Annotated in this window: 17 protein-coding genes; 2 read left to right on the forward strand and 15 right to left on the reverse strand. The window is 40.7% G+C overall.

What is annotated here, in order from left to right:
- Window positions 1–35: 35 nt before the first annotated feature.
- Entirely contained in the window at window positions 36–986 is a 951-nt protein-coding gene (locus tag LRQ06_RS14150) for a LysR substrate-binding domain-containing protein (protein ID WP_232767409.1), read from the reverse strand.
- Between the two features lie 100 nt (window positions 987–1,086).
- Between LRQ06_RS14150 and LRQ06_RS14155 the strand changes: the two genes are divergently transcribed.
- Window positions 1,087–1,302, forward strand: coding sequence for a DUF1127 domain-containing protein (locus LRQ06_RS14155; protein ID WP_232767411.1), 216 nt, complete (start codon window positions 1,087–1,089; stop codon window positions 1,300–1,302).
- 72 nt (window positions 1,303–1,374) lie between these two features.
- Here the strand turns inward: LRQ06_RS14155 and LRQ06_RS14160 are convergent, their stop codons facing one another.
- The 3 genes from LRQ06_RS14160 to LRQ06_RS21120 form a co-directional block, all read right to left on the reverse strand.
- Complete coding sequence (locus tag LRQ06_RS14160) at window positions 1,375–2,004, reverse strand: LysE family translocator (protein ID WP_232767412.1); 630 nt, start codon at window positions 2,002–2,004, stop codon at window positions 1,375–1,377.
- A gap of 43 nt (window positions 2,005–2,047) precedes the next feature.
- Window positions 2,048–2,887, reverse strand: coding sequence for an AraC family transcriptional regulator (locus tag LRQ06_RS21115; RefSeq protein ID WP_232767414.1), 840 nt, complete (start codon window positions 2,885–2,887; stop codon window positions 2,048–2,050).
- A 74-nt stretch (window positions 2,888–2,961) separates the two neighbouring features.
- Window positions 2,962–4,128, reverse strand: coding sequence for a GGDEF domain-containing protein (locus tag LRQ06_RS21120; protein ID WP_232767415.1), 1,167 nt, complete (start codon window positions 4,126–4,128; stop codon window positions 2,962–2,964).
- Between the two features lie 308 nt (window positions 4,129–4,436).
- On the opposite strand from LRQ06_RS21120, the gene LRQ06_RS14175 reads away from it, so the two are divergent.
- Complete coding sequence (locus tag LRQ06_RS14175; protein WP_232767417.1) at window positions 4,437–4,619, forward strand: hypothetical protein; 183 nt, start codon at window positions 4,437–4,439, stop codon at window positions 4,617–4,619.
- A 161-nt stretch (window positions 4,620–4,780) separates the two neighbouring features.
- On the opposite strand, the gene pstB is transcribed toward LRQ06_RS14175, so the two are convergent.
- The 11 genes from pstB to LRQ06_RS14230 all read right to left on the reverse strand — a co-directional run bounded on the left by pstB (window position 4,781) and on the right by LRQ06_RS14230 (window position 16,089).
- Entirely contained in the window at window positions 4,781–5,530 is a 750-nt protein-coding gene (pstB, locus tag LRQ06_RS14180) for a phosphate ABC transporter ATP-binding protein PstB (RefSeq protein WP_232767418.1), read from the reverse strand.
- Between the two features lie 38 nt (window positions 5,531–5,568).
- Window positions 5,569–6,432: a phosphate ABC transporter permease PstA gene (gene pstA / locus LRQ06_RS14185; RefSeq protein WP_232767420.1), complete on the reverse strand. Its 864-nt coding sequence runs from the start codon at window positions 6,430–6,432 to the stop codon at window positions 5,569–5,571.
- Window positions 6,433–6,437: 5 nt separating this feature from the next.
- Window positions 6,438–7,391 (reverse strand): phosphate ABC transporter permease subunit PstC, encoded by a 954-nt coding sequence (gene pstC / locus LRQ06_RS14190; protein ID WP_232767422.1) that lies wholly within the window; start codon window positions 7,389–7,391, stop codon window positions 6,438–6,440.
- 88 nt (window positions 7,392–7,479) lie between these two features.
- Window positions 7,480–8,301 (reverse strand): phosphate ABC transporter substrate-binding protein, encoded by an 822-nt coding sequence (locus tag LRQ06_RS14195; protein WP_232767424.1) that lies wholly within the window; start codon window positions 8,299–8,301, stop codon window positions 7,480–7,482.
- Between the two features lie 255 nt (window positions 8,302–8,556).
- On the reverse strand, window positions 8,557–9,606 hold the full coding sequence (locus tag LRQ06_RS14200; RefSeq protein WP_232767426.1) for an ABC transporter permease: 1,050 nt from the start codon (window positions 9,604–9,606) through the stop codon (window positions 8,557–8,559).
- A gap of 71 nt (window positions 9,607–9,677) precedes the next feature.
- Window positions 9,678–11,171 carry a sugar ABC transporter ATP-binding protein gene (locus LRQ06_RS14205; protein WP_232768977.1) on the reverse strand — a complete coding sequence of 498 codons (1,494 nt, stop codon included), beginning with the start codon at window positions 11,169–11,171 and terminating at the stop codon, window positions 9,678–9,680.
- Window positions 11,172–11,234: 63 nt separating this feature from the next.
- The gene (locus LRQ06_RS14210; protein WP_232767428.1) at window positions 11,235–12,230 is read right to left on the reverse strand and encodes a sugar ABC transporter substrate-binding protein; all 996 of its coding nucleotides are present in this window, start codon (window positions 12,228–12,230) and stop codon (window positions 11,235–11,237) included.
- A 782-nt stretch (window positions 12,231–13,012) separates the two neighbouring features.
- Window positions 13,013–13,231, reverse strand: coding sequence for a FeoC-like transcriptional regulator (locus LRQ06_RS14215; protein WP_232767430.1), 219 nt, complete (start codon window positions 13,229–13,231; stop codon window positions 13,013–13,015).
- Window positions 13,232–13,246: 15 nt separating this feature from the next.
- Window positions 13,247–15,589: a Fe(2+) transporter permease subunit FeoB gene (gene feoB / locus LRQ06_RS14220; RefSeq protein WP_232767433.1), complete on the reverse strand. Its 2,343-nt coding sequence runs from the start codon at window positions 15,587–15,589 to the stop codon at window positions 13,247–13,249.
- An 11-nt stretch (window positions 15,590–15,600) separates the two neighbouring features.
- The gene (locus tag LRQ06_RS14225) at window positions 15,601–15,831 is read right to left on the reverse strand and encodes a FeoA family protein (RefSeq protein WP_232767434.1); all 231 of its coding nucleotides are present in this window, start codon (window positions 15,829–15,831) and stop codon (window positions 15,601–15,603) included.
- 21 nt (window positions 15,832–15,852) lie between these two features.
- On the reverse strand, window positions 15,853–16,089 hold the full coding sequence (locus LRQ06_RS14230; RefSeq protein WP_232767435.1) for a FeoA family protein: 237 nt from the start codon (window positions 16,087–16,089) through the stop codon (window positions 15,853–15,855).
- Between the last annotated feature and the right edge of the window lie 305 nt (window positions 16,090–16,394).

The raw sequence follows: 16,394 nt of genomic DNA on the forward strand, positions 1-16,394 counted from the left end.
TTTCTCTCCGTTCATCCGCCATCTGATGATGGCGGTCACAAATCAATCACACCATACTTATCCGGTTTTAAATCAAGCAGGTTAATCCCTTCTTTATCGTTTTGCTGAACACTCTGAACTTCAGACTGAATCCATTCAATGAATGTCTGAATTTTTTCGCGGTTCATATGACTCCGGGGAGCGCACAGATAATAACTATAATGGTTTTTCACTGCTTTGTTACCAATACGGACCAGTTGACCATCCTGAATGTACCGCTGGGCAATGCTGTGCTTAATCAGAGCTACGCCCTGCGAAGCCAACGCTCCATCCATCACAAACTGAGATCCTTCATATTTCAGTGAAACTTTCCCCACCGGCTGGTTCATTGTCTGTAACCAGGATGTCCAGTTTTTATCCGGAGAAATATCTTCTATCAAATCCGCATTCTTCAAATCACTGAGATCATACAGTTGTTTTTCCTGCTGATAATGCTTGTGACATACCGGGTAAATGATTTCGTCCATTAACCAGACCGCCTCACAGTCTTTGTAATTACCGACTCCATGACGAATGCAGATATCAACCGGATTATCCCGAAAATTTACAACCTTATTGGTCGGATCAATCATCAGAGACAAATGAGGATGCAGAGCACGGAAATGCTTGATTCTTGGAATCAGCCAATACTGGGCAAATGTCGGCTGAACGGAAATCGACAACTGGTTCGGTGTCGTGTCCTGATTAATAGCACGAATTCCATCCTGTATATGAGCAAATCCTTTCTGAACCGAATCAAACAACATATCCCCTTCCGGAGTCAGTTCCACATTACGGTGCTGACGGATAAAAAGCTCACACTCTAACCATTCTTCAAGCTGACGAATCTGCTGACTGATCGCTGCTGCAGTAACAAACAACTGCTCTGATGCGACTTTGAAGCTTCCATGCTCCGCTGCGACATAAAAATAATACAACCACCGAAGTGGAGGTAGCGTTTCTTTCACTTAAGTTTTCCTTATCTGAATGTCAAATTCTATCGTTTGTAACTTCCTTGCCTGTGGTTAATTATGTATCACGTACCGAACAGTAATCAAAGGAGATTGTATGAATACTTTAGAAAAGTACCCACAATATGGCATAGAAGTACGGGATTGTCCTTCGGTTTCAACAGGTAAGAAAATATTACGTAAAATTCAGAGTTGGCGGCAAAATTTCAGAACCAGAAAACATCTGAAAGATCTACCGGATCATCTTCTGGAAGATATCGGAATCGATAAAAAAAGCGTACGAGAAGAAGTGGGTAAGCCCTTCTGGAAGTAACTTCGGTTATGATTTCCAGACCGGAAGATGACCATAACCAAAGTGATAATGATAAAAAGCAAATGCGGTTGATTACGATAGAAAAAGGCTGACTCCGAAGCAAATCAGCACAAAACCGGCACCTCTTTCGATAAGATGGATGCATTGTTTCAGATAAGTCTGAACCCGGGGTCGCCCTATTATTGCTGCAATAAAGAGATCCCATAACAACACCGCCAGAAACATCCATACCCCACAGGATACCTGCTGCAACACCGACACTTCCCGGCCGAGAATCACTACCATCAAACTCATATAAAAAAGAGCATTTTTAGGATTCAGAAGGGCTGAATTCAATCCCAGTAAAAGCTGTCTGGTGACCGATGGGGCCAGTTTCAGGACTTCAGCATCGGAGATCGTCTCATAAGGCTGACTTTTCATGAGTTTAAAACCAATCCACACCAGGTAAATAGCACCCAGAGTTTCAATGACAGAAAAGATAACCGTGTTGGAACGAATGGTTGTCCAGCCCAGAATCGCAATGGCGATGTACACAGCATTCCCGATGGCAATACCGACACAGATATAACGGCTGCCACGCAACCGGTATCTGACTGAATGAGCCACAATAAGAAAAAAATCCTGTCCCGGACTAAGTAAGGCAACAAAATGAGCGAATACCAAAGCAGGAAATGCGGCTGGTAACAAAACATAAGCAGACATCAGAAACTCCTATAACCAAAATCCTGACTATAGGTCTCTTACGTCACTGTTTATTGTCAAAAATTGATCTTATATTCTGGAACTGGCCCGGTGTTGCCGCCGTATAATGAACAAAAGCCCGGTGTAACTGACTCTGATCGGAATAACCAACTTCCAGTGCTGCATCAACAATTGTCATTCCATTCCGGATTAATGATTTGGCTTTCTCAACCCGATAATTATTCAGAAAAGATTTAGGAGTAATACCAAAATGCCGTTTAAAGTGTCGTATTACGGTTTCCGTTGAATAACCTAAATCATGGGCAATTTCGTCAATGGAAACAGACGGCCCAAAACTGTCCAGTAAGCGTTTCCTGACTTCATAAGCAAGGCACATGTCATTTACGAAGAAGCGGACCGGAACACAATAAGAGCACAGAACAGAAAACAAAATATCATTCATTTCTGTAATCAGCGCTTCAGACGAACTGACCATCAGCGCACTGATAACCCGATGCAGTTTCAGCACGGTTTCACTGGGTAACCGTAATGACCGGTCACACTGAAAGTGCGTTACTTTCTGATGAAAAAAACCCGAAAGCACATCGCAACACCAACAACGGTCAATATACAACATATAATAAGTACGGGGCTTACCGTTAACCGGATTGCAGGCATGAACTCTCTCCGGCAGGATCAGAACAGCGTCACCTCTACCCAGGACAACGTCTTCCCCATCCATGGATAAACAGGTTTCTCCGGATTCGATAATACCGATGGAAAGTTCAGAATGACAATGCGCTTTATAACGCTGTGTACTCTCCTGTGTTAACCGGACAGTCACATGTGGTGCGCATCGGCTGCTCCAGAACTTTTGATTCACATCCCGAACACAATAAGTCACAATATTCCCTCTGGCATATCCCGCTATATCAAGAAATCGAAAAGACCTGACAACTTTACCCCGGGAAATGACAATTATACAGCCTCTTCAATTGTGGAAACCTGATTACGCCCACGATGTTTGGATTCATACAGAGCCCTGTCAGCCCGTTTTATTACGGTCAGATAATCTTCACTGTCCATTGATTTTGCGACTCCCAGACTGATCGTCACCTTTTCCGACAACGAATAATTAATGCCATTCACAGCAATCCGTAAACTCTCAGCTAAGCGCATTGTCTGCTCAAAAGTCTGAAAAAAAGTCACCACAAGAAATTCCTCACCACCATAACGACTGACTAACGCACCATTAAACCGACTGAAGTTTTTTAAAATATCAGAAATCTTCTTTAAAACAACGTCTCCAACATCGTGCCCGTAGGTGTCATTGATGTTCTTAAAGTGATCAATATCCAGAAGAATAATGTTAAATGGTTTATTGGCTTTTTTCGCAAGTTGTAGAGCATTAACGGAATAAATCCTGTTTTTCAGTGACGTTAATGAATCCGTTTCACTGACTATCTGCAACTGTCGGGAATAGTCGTTGGCCCGCTGAACTTCTTTTTTGAGCGTACGGGTATAAGTCAACATAATCGTTACTAACACAAGAACTGATACAACATTACAAAAAATAAGATCAGCAACTCTCTGCTCCGGATTGGTATACCCCGAAACCGAAGCTGGGAAATAATATTCACCAAGATAAAAAATAACAGGAAGTAAAACCATGATCAGTACAGTATAGCCATTCAGATATTTCACTTCACATAAAATAACCACGGAATAAATCACTAATATATAAATAAAAGCAAGAGTTGGTCCCTGAGAACCACCATTGAAAAACCAACTGGCAGGCAAACCAATACCCGCCATAATAACCACGTACAGAATAGCCATTGATTTAAAGCGCTGCTTAAATCTGGAGAAGTACCATATAAAAAGTTGGCCCATAGCCAAAACAGCTAACATGGCTTGATATATAAAAGAGATATCCAGAAAATAAAAATTAAACACTTCTGAGAATAAAAGGAAGATAAAGGTAACAAACAATAAAATATGGTGAACCCGGTGGAAAGTGGGTTGGTCAAAATCACCAGAAATAAATGAGGTACATTTAGAGAGCCAAACTTGACTGCTTATATTATTCATAAATTTGGTTTCACGGGCAGAGATGGATATTCCACTCATAACATTATCAGTCACCAATATGCCTGATAATTAAGAAAAATTAATTATATATTTGTCAACAAAAAAATCAATCCATTAGATGCATATCACTACTTGGATTGTATTTTCGGGAGCCAGACCAAAAAGTTTTTTTCATTTATATGCTGATATTAAAGCACAGCTAATAGTACGTAATACACCTTAAGCATCCGCTTTTGTAAAGCTTCACCGATACGTACTGAAAGCTGCGCACGGAACATATTTTCCCGGTTTCAGTACGTTGAAACCGTGAGACCGGCTGGAAATATAAAGACCTATGAATCTAAGAAATAGGACGGCTTACGATGATAAAAACTCATATAAAAAATTATCTATACTTGCTTCTGCTGGTATTTGCTGCTTGTGCCTCTTATCGTTTTCTGGCTCAGACGATGTATCAGTCTGACATTTTGCCTTCCGGCGGAGCATTTACTCACATTCAAATTAGTTCAGAGCCTTCAAAGGGAGAACCATTCTCTCAACTTTAGGCAATAACCGGTAAAAAACCGTAATATTCTTCTCCTATACGATAAACATCGTATAGGAGAAGAATCTGCAATCAAATCCAAATAATTTACCTTGCAACAGATAAAAAAAGGCCCCTCGAGATAAGGGGCAATAATTTACCATCGCTTATTATTATCTGTTATTAACCAAAATCTCCATTCACATAACCACGGGTTCTGTCGTCTTTCGGTTCAGAGAAAATTACCGAGGTATCGTCGTGTTCAACCAACTCTCCCATCAGGAAAAAGGCAGTCCGGTCAGAAATTCGGCGGGCCTGCTGCATCGAGTGAGTCACGATAACAATCGTATAGTTCTTTTTAAGCTCTTCCATCAGCTCTTCAATTTTATACGTCGCAATCGGATCCAGTGCTGAAGTTGGCTCATCCATCAAAATAACATCCGGTTCCATTGCAATTGTACGAGCAATACATAAACGTTGCTGTTGGCCTCCAGACAAACCGAAAGCATGAGATTTCAGGCGATCTTTTACTTCATCCCACAGCGCGGCGCCGCGTAACGACTTTTCGACAACCTGATCAATGTGTTTTTTATCTTTAATTCCCTGAGCCCGCAAACCATAAGCCACGTTCTCATAAATACTCATCGGAAACGGATTCGGCTTCTGGAATACCATTCCAACGCGGATACGAAGATCAGCAATATCAATATTGCCATAAATGTCTTCGCCATCCATCTCCAGTTTTCCGGTGATAGTCACGCCTTCAATCAGGTCATTCATTCTGTTAAGGCATCTAAGCAGCGTTGATTTTCCGCAACCGGAAGGACCGATTAACGCGGTAACCTGACGTTGAGGAATGGGCAGATTAATGGATTTAAGCGCCTGATTCTCACCGTAAAAAAGATCTAAATTTTCAATGTTAAACTTATTCATATATTGCATCTCGAAATTATTTTAAACAGGTCGTCTAATTAATAAGTTGCTGTATTAAAGCGTTTGGCTATCAGTTTTGTAACCATATTGATAAGCAACACAACGACAATAAGAACTGTTGCTGTACCGTAAGCCTGATTCCACTCTTCAACGGTAAACAGCTCTGTTGTTAATTTATAAAGGTGAACTGTCAGTGTCCGGCCGGAATCCATAATAGAATCAGGGATGCGGGCGACCATTCCGGCAGTCAGAAATACCGGTGCTGATTCCCCAATTACCCGGCCGATACTCAAAATGATGGAAGTCAGGATCCCCGGTATCGCACTTGGTAAAATCAAACGCCAAATAGTGTAGATTTTTGAAGCACCCAAGCCATAAGAGCCTTCACGATACGTCACAGGTACTGCCATTAGTGCTTCTTCCGTTGTCCGGATAATCACCGGGAGAATCAGAATACTCAACGTTAATGCACCAGACAGAATAGAAAAACCAAAGCCCAGAATCGCAACAAAAAATGTCATTCCGAACAAACCGAAAATAATTGATGGTATCCCGGCTAACGACTCAGTACAGAATCGAATGACTTTTACAAGACGACTGCCGACTTTGGCATATTCCGTCAGATAAATTGCCGTCATAATCCCCAATGGTGCAGCAACCGCTATTGATGCAATCACCATATAAATCGTCGAAATGATCATAGGGAAAATACCGTGTTCATCACCAGTGTGTGTATAGCTGTCGGTAATAAATTTCCAGTCTACATACTGAAGCCCATTCGAAAGAATGTACCAGATGATCCAAAAAAGGAAGCCAACGGTAATCGCAGCCGATAACCAGATAAAACCGTTGAGTACACCATCTTTAAACTGGCGCTGTTTCTTTAATTTAGCCCGATTCATGATGTTTACCTCGCTTTTTGTCTGTTCAGATACAACAGTGCTGCATTTAACATCATGATAAATACAAGCAACACCACACCGGTGGCATACAGCGCGTTAGCATGAACGCCACTTGCATAAGACATTTCGATGGCAATATTGGCTGTCAGCGTTCTGGCTGAATCCAGAATACTTCCCGGCATTGCCGGTGCATTTCCCATTACCATAATAATGGCCATGGTTTCACCCAATGCTCGACCGATACCCAGAATAACTCCGGTCATAATGCCTGACCGGGCTGCCGGTACCAGCAATTTAAAAATAGTAAAAATATTCGAAGCACCAAGAGCCAGAGAACCTTCTCTGAAAGAAGGTGGCACTGCACGGATAGAGGTTTCAGAGACGGTAATTACCGTAGGTAAAATCATCACTCCCAGCACAATCATTCCTGCCAGGATGGTATTCCCTGCCGGAACATCAAAAATTTGCTGAATCAGAGGCACAATGATGACCAGGCCAAAGAAACCATAAACCACCGAAGGTATGCCAGCTAAAAGCTCAACGGCAGGTCTGATAATATCAGCAAGACGTTTGGGGGCAATTTCTGCAATAAATATCGCGGTCAGTACACCGATAGGTACCCCAAGAAGTACCGCACCAAATGTTGAAGCGACAGAAGCAACAATCATGGTTGCGACACCATATAAAGCTGGCGGTAACCATTCAGTACCAAGTACGATACCAGTAACACCAACTTCTTCAAATGCAGGAAGACTTTCCTTCACGATAAAGTAAGCAATGATAAAAAGGGAGACGATCCCTATCACTGCGCTGGTTAAAAATAGAGAGTGAAATAATCTTTCTTTCCAATCAATACGCTTTTTTTTGCGTAGTCGACGACTTGTGTCGGCAGAAATTGGACTAATTTGCTGTCTACTACCGTTCATAGAATTTTCACTATTGGTCATTGCGATGGTCATAAAATTCTCAAACTACTGGGAATTTAAATAAGAAAAAGAATACTCAGCTAATACATCATTCATTAGCTGAGCAGATTCTAAAAAAGTATTACTTGATAGAGATGTAGCCTTTCTGACTTACGATCTTCTGAGCTTCTTTGCTTAACATCCAGTCCAGGAATTTCTGAGTTTCTGCTGAAGGCTTGCCTTTTTTGTAAAGGATAAGGAATGGGCGAGCGACTTTATAAGAACCGTTTTTCACGTTCGCAACTGAAGCACTTACACCGTCGATAGAAAGGGCATGAACAGATGAATCAACAGTACCCAGAGAAATATATCCGATAGCGTATGGATTTGAAGCAACCATAGTTTTCAAACCACCGTTTCCGTTTGCAACCTGAGCGCGCTGTGAAATAGCAGATACTTTCTTACCATTGATTTTCTTTTTCAGCTTCATGATGTCTTCAAAAGCACCACGGGTACCGGATGCCGAATCACGCGTAATCGCAACGATTGGCTTATCATTACCACCAACCTGTTTCCAGTTTGTCACTTCACCTTTGTAGATTTCTGCAACCTGTTTAGCTGTTAATCCTTTTACACCATTTTTTGGGTTCACAACAACCGCAATACCATCACGGGCGATAACTTCTTCAACTAATGATGGTTCTTCTTCTGCGGGTTTTAAATCACGAGAAGCCATACCAATACTTGCACTGCCATTTTTCGCAGCTTTGATACCAGCACTGGAACCAACACCCTGTACTTCAATGAAAACATTAGAATTTGTTTTCATGTACGTTTCACCAAAAACTTCCATAAGAGGAGTGACACTGGTTGAACCTACAGCAGAAATCGTTTCTTTTGCTGAAGCAACGTTAACTGATAGAGCACTGAAAAGAGCGATTGCACCGATAAATGTTTTTTTCATCACTAAGTCCTTAAGTGGCTTATTGCCTTTGTGTTTTAACTCAACGATGCTCACTTTAGGGAGGATTTATGACAGTTGTGTTTCAATATGTTTAAGCATGTATGACAAATCCATTTTTAATAAAAATAAGTGATACAATTAACAAAATGAATTCGACTATATCATTTAATAATTAAAATAAATTATTTGACATTTCTGTAATAAAAAAAGAATGCCCTTATCAGGACATTCTTTTTTCGTAATATATATGATTAACTAAGAGCTTTTTTTATGTCTTCTCATATCAAACATAACTGCGACAACAATAACCAAACCTTTTACTATCTGCTGCCAGTAGGCGGAAACATTTAACAGATCGAGACCATTCTGAAGAACACCCATTATCATCGTACCAACGATGGTCCCCTGAATCGTACCAATCCCACCAGCATGAGAAACACCACCCACGGTTGCAGCCGCAATCGCATCCAGCTCGTACATCAAACCCAGGCCTGGCTGACCAGAGTTAATTCTTGCTGCAAGAATAAGAGCTGAAATACCAGCCAGCATACCAGCGTAGCTATAAACAAGAATTTTATATTTATTAACATTGATTCCCGAAACATAGGCAGCCGTCTCATTACCACCAATCGCATAGGCATATTTACCAAATCTTGTATAATTAAGAAGGATATATGACACCACAGCCATTATCGCAAAGATCCATACAGGAACCGGGATACCTAGAACGGATCCCTGACCAATCCACTGATAAGAATCAATCAGACTACTGACAGGGCGTCCATCTGAATAAAGCAGTGCAGCGCCACGAGCAATGATCATCATACCTAACGTGGCAATAAAAGGAGGGATACCAGTATAAGCAATCAATGCGCCGTTAATAAAACCACATAACGTACCAACCGCCAATGCTGCCAGAATCGGCACAATAATAGGCAATTCAGGCATATTCGGATACATCCTCATACTCCAGTCCAGAGTCTGAGCCATACTTGCTGAAACCACAGCAGCCACAGCCAACACCGAACCAGACGACAAATCGATACCCCGGGTAATAATGACGATAGTCACCCCTAATGCCAACAGACCAATACTCGCCATCTGAGTTACAACATTTAATATGTTTGTAATACTGAGAAATACCGGTGACATGATCGACATTGCGATACACATAGCAATGAAAACAACATAAATGGCGTATTTCGTCACCCACTTCCCAATATTATTACGTGATGATTTACCTTCTTCGGTTGGAGGTGTTGCCGGCGTTTTATTCGCATTGTCTTTAGTTGGTTTTGCAATCATAATTCTTTCCTTCTCCGATCTGCGTTCAGCGCCAGATAAACGCAGATTTTAAAGCGCAATTTTTATCTCGATTAATTAAGGGCGATAGACATCACTTTCTCTTGCGATGCTTCTCTACTATCTAATGTTCCTTTGAGCTTCCCTTCGTGCATGACTAAGATACGATCACTCATACCTAAAACTTCAGGCAGTTCTGAAGAAATCATGACAATGCTTTTCCCCATACCGGTAAGGAGTCGGATTAATTTATAAATCTCTGACTTTGCACCAATATCGATACCCCGGGTCGGCTCATCCAGAAACAGGATGTCAGGCTTAGTCAGCATCCAACGCGCCAAAAGCACTTTTTGCTGATTGCCACCACTTAAATTATCAATTGCTTCATACATATGAGGGGTCTTTACCTTCAATGTCTGACATTGCTCTTTACTGTCACGATTCATTTTCCGAACATCGAGAACATTTACGACTTTATTACGATAAGCATCAAGATGTGCGATTGAGGTGTTAGCAAAAATGTCCAGCATGAGATACAACCCTGACTGGCGTCGGTCCTCGGTAAGAAATGCCATTTTGTGCTTTATCGCATCCTGAGGTGAACTGATATCTACAATTTCACCATTAATTTTAATGTCGCCGCCAGTTTTAGTACGAACGCCAAATAATGTCTCTATAAGTTCCGTTCTGCCCGCACCGACTAAACCAGCAATTCCAAGAACTTCTCCTTCATGAAGATCAAAACTGATATTTTCCAGAACGTTTTCAACCTGAAGGTTATTAACTTCCAGACGCTTTTTACCAGGCTTGGCGGTCGGAGGAGGGAAAACATCACCGAGATCACGACCCACCATCATCTGAACCAGCTCTTCATTATTGGTATCTTTTGCTTCCCGTTCACCAACATACGTACCATCACGAAAAACAGTAATATCATCACAAATTCTAAAAATCTCATCCATCTTATGGCTGATATAAACGATGGCACAGCCTTTTGCTTTGAGCTTTTCAATAATTTTAAATAAATGATCCACTTCTTTATCTGTCAGGGCCGAAGTAGGCTCATCCATAATAATAATTTCTGAGTTGTAAGAAATGGCCTTGGCGATCTCAACCATCTGCATCATGGCAACACTCAGATCAACCATTAACGTTTGTGGGTCAAGATGTAGGTCCAGTTCATCAAGTAATTCCTTCGTATCCTGATTCATCTTTTTATGATCAATCAGTTGTAGTGGACCAGTTAGTGGTTCACGTCCCAACCAGATATTTTCGGCAATACTTCTGTGTAGAATGGGAGACAGTTCCTGGTGAATCATTGAAATACCGGCTTCCAATGCTTCCTTGGCCTGAGAAAAGCTAACTTCTTCTCCTTTGTAACGGATAGTACCTTTATCACGTTGATAGATACCGAATAAGACTTTCATTAAGGTGGACTTACCCGCTCCATTTTCCCCCATAAGTGCAACTACACGACCTTTGCGAAGAGTAAGCTGCACTTTGTCCAGCGCGACAACACCAGGAAATGTTTTTCGGATATCCCGCATTTCCAACAATACATCATTCATCATATTCAACTCCAAAAAAGCCCCACACCCTCTCTCTGAAAAATGCAGGGCCAAAAGAAAAAACTAAATTTTATGCTTTTCTCTAAACTCTTTAATGTTTTCTGGAGTAACTAACTCAGAAGGAATCCATGTAATTTGTTCTCTTTTATTACCCTTGATTGCATCAAGTGCTGCATCAATTGCGCCTCGGGCCTGACCTACACCATCCTGAAAAACTGTCGCATTAATATTGCCTTGCTCAATGGCAGCCAAACCATCAGCAGTAGCATCAACTCCGACGATCACAGTATCTTTCAGCTTATTAACCGCTTTCAAAGCCTGACTTGCACCTATCGCCATTTCATCATTGTTAGAAATAATAATGTTCATTTCATCACCGGAACTCAGCCAGTTCTCAACAATAGAAAGTCCCAGAGCTCGACTCCATTTCCCTGTCTGTTTACGAATTACTTTATAATCTGGTTTATCAGCAAAATAATCTTCCACACCTTTAGTACGGAAAATCGCGGCTTCGTCAGTCAGTGCTCCTTCTAAGATACCGATATTGCCACCTTTGGTAATTTTATCGACGTACTTCGCCTGCTCTTCACCGAATGCAATTGAGTTCGATCCGACATAGTAAGCCGCATCAGGCAGATAATCCGGTTTGCGGTTAACGTACACCAATTTGGTATTCGCTTTTAAAACCCGATCCGTAATTGGTTTCGTTGCATCCGTATTCACCGGAACAATGATGACAGCATCCATTTGTTGTACCAGGAAATTTTCAACCTGACCGAGCTGCTTCGCCGTATCTTCTTTTGAGTCAACAATTGTTAATTTTACTTTGCCTCCCATTTCATCAGCGTACTTCACCATGGCGTCTTTAATCGATATCATAAAAGTATCGTCAAAGTTTGCTATCGAGACACCAATATTCGTTACATCTGCTTTTTTATCATCCTGCCCACAGCCAGCTAATGCCAGTATCCCCATTGCTGCCACGGTCCCTCTTACCAGAGATTTTTTGACAGACTTAAACCTATTCAGAATCTTATGATTGTTCTTTAAGTTAGGCATATTGCCGCTCCTTTCTCGTTTTATCGCTGACTAGAAACGATGTCTGTCGCTCCTATACATAGAATACCGATATTTCATCGCACCAAAATCATTACAAGATTGAAATAAAATTTCTCTTTTTGATTCACATGAAATATATATGCTTAAAATCAAGATAACTACCCCGCATGTATTGATATTGTTAAAAGTGTTAAATTGATCTTATTATTGAGGGGATGAGTTTTATTTCATTTTAAATGATTGATTTTAAATCATATTATTTATTTTTAGGTTATCATTTTGTTAATTTGGTAAATGAGTGTTTTATTCATAAAAGAACAAAAAACCAAAAAAATATTGTAAATTAACAACAAAATTAACCTTAATATAAAAAATACTGGAAAAATGTAATTATTTATAATTAACTTTGTAATTTTAGAAACAAACTTGTAAATAAATTAAATTTTCCTCATTCTATTTTTTGTTCTCATAATGTGATTTAAACAGGCTTTTAAAAATCCGACACAATGCTCAACCCGTTACATAAAACCCCGCGTATCAATGTATTTCATAGGGTTTTAAAGCAAAAAAAGTTAGGCATTATTCATCGAGGCAGAGAAATTTATCGGATAGGTATATGTAGTTTTCAGATAAAACCGACTTACAAACTTACAGAAAGGTTGGACAAGATACCCCTGCCAGGTAAGGAATATACGAAGAAAAAACGAAATGTATAAGATTATCAAGATAATGGTATGGAAAAACCATATAAAAACAGGTTTCACCACACCATTTACCAGACACTAACGATTCAAATGATAAACCGTTTCACCTTCAGCACATTCACAGGAGCAAGATGAACACTTCGATTGTGGTTTATTTTCTGAAAAAACCCCTTTTCGTATCCATACTGACATCATATTTTGTATGTGTCCGGGTGAAAGATTAAAATGGACGGACAGTTCTTTTAACGTGATATCACCACGTTCTGCCGCGTAGTCCCGCAACTCAGATAAACTCATAAGCGTTTCCTCCCTTTAGTCTAATACCGGACCTTTACCCATAAACGTACCATCGTGCTTGTGATCAGACTTAGTAATCCATAACAAAAGAGCACCCATCAATGCCAGAACGACACAAATATAAGCAGCAGATGAAACCGGATGTTGAGTGAAGGTACCAATCTGGTAAATGCAGACAGCCGCACTATATCCCAAACCTGTCGTCCAGAGACTGGCGAAGACAGTCCATTTAGCACCAACTTCACGCCATATTGCACCAACTGCTGCAACACACGGAATATAAAGAAGAACCATAATTAAATAAGCAAATGCACCTAATGTTCCGTGGAACAGGTTCTGTATCATACCAATAGAGGTCACCTCAACTTCGAGATCCTGAGCCGTTGCACTCGTATCGGAAACATCACCGACATCAAGCCCCAAAGGATCGGAAAGCGCAGATCCCAGATCCGCCAGATTAGCCGGAATACTTGCGAACGCTTCTTCGATACCACCGATAACATCGACACCCCCATCATTATCAGCCACACTATTTGCTGAATTCTGCTGATCAGCAAGGGATGAATACAATGAATTTAACGTTCCGACAACGGCTTCTTTTGCAAAGATACCGGTAAACATACCAACAGCCGCAGGCCAGTTATCTTTATCCATCCCCATAGGAGAGAACACTGGAGTAATAGTCTGACCGATTTTTGATAACACTGAATCCGGACTGTCATCATGACCGAATGAGCCATCGGTACCAATCGAATTCAGAAAACTCAAAATAGTGACGATGATGACTATTAGCTTTCCGGCTCTCAGAACAAAGTTTTTCAGTCTTTCCCAGGTACGGATTAAAATCGCAGAAATCGTCGGTATGTGGTACGGCGGTAACTCCATAACAAAAGAGGACGTCTCTCCTTTTAAAGCCGTTCTTTTTAGCAACAATCCGGTCACTAAAGCCGCAATAATCCCGATAATATATAAGCCAAAGACCAGATTCTGTCCGTTACGAGGGAAAAATGCCGTTGCGAATAAAACATAAACCGGCAGTCTTGCCCCACAGGACATAAACGGTGCCATCATCACAGTAAGGATACGGTCACGACGATTCTCTAATGTTCTGGAAGCCATGATAGCTGGCACATTACAGCCGAAACCGACAATCAACGGCACAAATGCTTTACCAGGAAGGCCAATTCCTCTCATCATCCTGTCCATAACAAACGCGGCCCGGGCCATGTAACCGGAATCTTCAAGAAATGACAAAAACAGATACAGACAGCCAATCACAGGAATAAAGGTAGACACAGTCTGAATACCTCCGCCAATACCATCAGAGACAATCACTGTAAGCCATTCAGGTAAGTGCATACTACGCATTAATGCACCAAGACCATCAACGAGAACCGTGCCAAAAAAGATATCAAAAAAGTCGATAAATGCACTGCCTACATTAATGGTAAATAAAAACATCAGATACATTGCAACCAGAAAAATCGGAATCCCTAAAATCCGGTTCAGTACAATTTTATCGATATGGTCCGTTATCGTCTGAGAAACAATGCCTTTTCGGGTGATTACAGAACCAGATAATGTTTCGATAAACTGATACCGGGAGTCGGCCATTTCAATATCAATCTCATCTTTTTGTTGATCACTGAAAACATCCAGTAATTTTACCCGGCATTCTTCTATATCCTGAGTAAGCTCCTGCGTTGAACCAAACTCAAGTGCTTCAATAGCGCGCCAACGGGCATGAGACATTTGGTGGCCTTCAATAACCTGGGTCAGTTGATGTACGGCCTCATCCAACTGTCCGCCATACTGAAAATCTAACGAAGGTAGCTGAGGATTATTCAGTTGTTTTTGACAGCTGGCTTTCAACGCCTTAATGCCTTTGCTTTTTGCGGCAACAATACCAACAACCGGGCAACCAAGTTGATCGGCAAGTTTGTCCAAATCCAAATCAAGATGACGTTTTTTTGCAATATCCAGCATATTGACAGCCACAACCAGCGGCACCTGCATTTCGATCAACTGTAACGTCAGATACAAATTGCGCTCTAAATTGGATGCATCAATAATATTAAGTACTAACTGAGACTGTTCAGACAAAATGTAATCACGGGCGATCTGTTCGTCTTCCGACTGTGGACCATCGCACGACAACGAATACACTCCGGGTAAATCGACAATCTCGATTTCTTGATCCGACTGACCTTCCAGATGAACAAAACCGGTTTTCTTATCAACTGTCACACCAGGCCAGTTACCGACCGTCTGACGACTGCCGGTCAGATCATTAAATAATGTTGTCTTCCCGCAGTTTGGGTTACCAACAATACAGAAAGAAGATTTGCTTACTTCCATTGATTTCTACCTCAAATCTCATCAACTAATACGACCGTAGCTTCATGCTTTCTTAAACTGATCGCGGTTCCGCGTACTCTTATTTCTATCGGATCACCCAAAGGAGCAATCCGGGTTACCTGAAACTCTGTTCCCGGCGTCAGACCTAATGAAAGCAAATGTCTGCGATAAGACTTAGATCCCGCTTCGAAGCCGGAAACCCGGCCTTTCCCACCTAACTTAATTCCTGGCAATGTATTCACATTAATTTCCTCAACATTTATTCATTGATTACAAACAAAAATCGCATAAGACAACTTGTAATCGATTGCCACTCTTGCGTCACCAACCGCCAGCATGAGTGGTGAATTTTTACTCAGTTGAAATACCTTAATTTTGCTACCTCTTCTGATGTTTAAATCCTTCAGCTTACTCACAACTTCTTTCTGAGTTGCTTCAATACGCACGACTTTCAGCAGCCGATTCATATCGGCCTGGCAGAGAGGAACTACTTCAGCCATAAAACCACAATAAAAGTAATGATAATAATTTTTATTTGTACTCTTTTTATGAATATTATTTTTGATTTAAATCATAAATAGGCTGTTAAACGCTTATTTTATTGACAAATGCTATTAAAAAACGTCGAAGATTTGATTAATAAAATGAAAAGCATTTATTAATCAATGGATTATTATTTTTAGATGAATTATTAACAGAAGTTCAAAGAAAATTGTTTTTTCAGAATTGAACTGCTAATATCAAATTAATGATAATGATTATCATTAGCAAGTAAGAAATTATTTGCATGATAATGGTAATAAAC

Source organism: Vibrio salinus (assembly GCF_021272385.1).
In the GTDB taxonomy this organism is placed as follows: domain Bacteria; phylum Pseudomonadota; class Gammaproteobacteria; order Enterobacterales; family Vibrionaceae; genus Vibrio; species Vibrio salinus.

Excerpts from the sequence above, each read along its gene's own strand:
- LRQ06_RS14215 (WP_232767430.1), bottom strand. The coding sequence starts at position 13,231 with ATGAGTTTATCTGAGTTGCGGGACTACGCGGCAGAACGTGGTGATATC.
- LRQ06_RS14155 (WP_232767411.1), top strand. The coding sequence starts at position 1,087 with ATGAATACTTTAGAAAAGTACCCACAATATGGCATAGAAGTACGGGAT.
- pstA (WP_232767420.1), bottom strand. The coding sequence starts at position 6,432 with ATGAATCGGGCTAAATTAAAGAAACAGCGCCAGTTTAAAGATGGTGTA.
- LRQ06_RS14175 (WP_232767417.1), top strand. The coding sequence starts at position 4,437 with ATGATAAAAACTCATATAAAAAATTATCTATACTTGCTTCTGCTGGTA.
- feoB (WP_232767433.1), bottom strand. The coding sequence starts at position 15,589 with ATGGAAGTAAGCAAATCTTCTTTCTGTATTGTTGGTAACCCAAACTGC.
- LRQ06_RS14230 (WP_232767435.1), bottom strand. The coding sequence starts at position 16,089 with ATGGCTGAAGTAGTTCCTCTCTGCCAGGCCGATATGAATCGGCTGCTG.
- pstB (WP_232767418.1), bottom strand. The coding sequence starts at position 5,530 with ATGAATAAGTTTAACATTGAAAATTTAGATCTTTTTTACGGTGAGAAT.
- LRQ06_RS14205 (WP_232768977.1), bottom strand. The coding sequence starts at position 11,171 with ATGAATGATGTATTGTTGGAAATGCGGGATATCCGAAAAACATTTCCT.
- LRQ06_RS14210 (WP_232767428.1), bottom strand. The coding sequence starts at position 12,230 with ATGCCTAACTTAAAGAACAATCATAAGATTCTGAATAGGTTTAAGTCT.
- LRQ06_RS14160 (WP_232767412.1), bottom strand. The coding sequence starts at position 2,004 with ATGTCTGCTTATGTTTTGTTACCAGCCGCATTTCCTGCTTTGGTATTC.
- LRQ06_RS14200 (WP_232767426.1), bottom strand. The coding sequence starts at position 9,606 with ATGATTGCAAAACCAACTAAAGACAATGCGAATAAAACGCCGGCAACA.
- LRQ06_RS14195 (WP_232767424.1), bottom strand. The coding sequence starts at position 8,301 with ATGAAAAAAACATTTATCGGTGCAATCGCTCTTTTCAGTGCTCTATCA.
- pstC (WP_232767422.1), bottom strand. The coding sequence starts at position 7,391 with ATGACCATCGCAATGACCAATAGTGAAAATTCTATGAACGGTAGTAGA.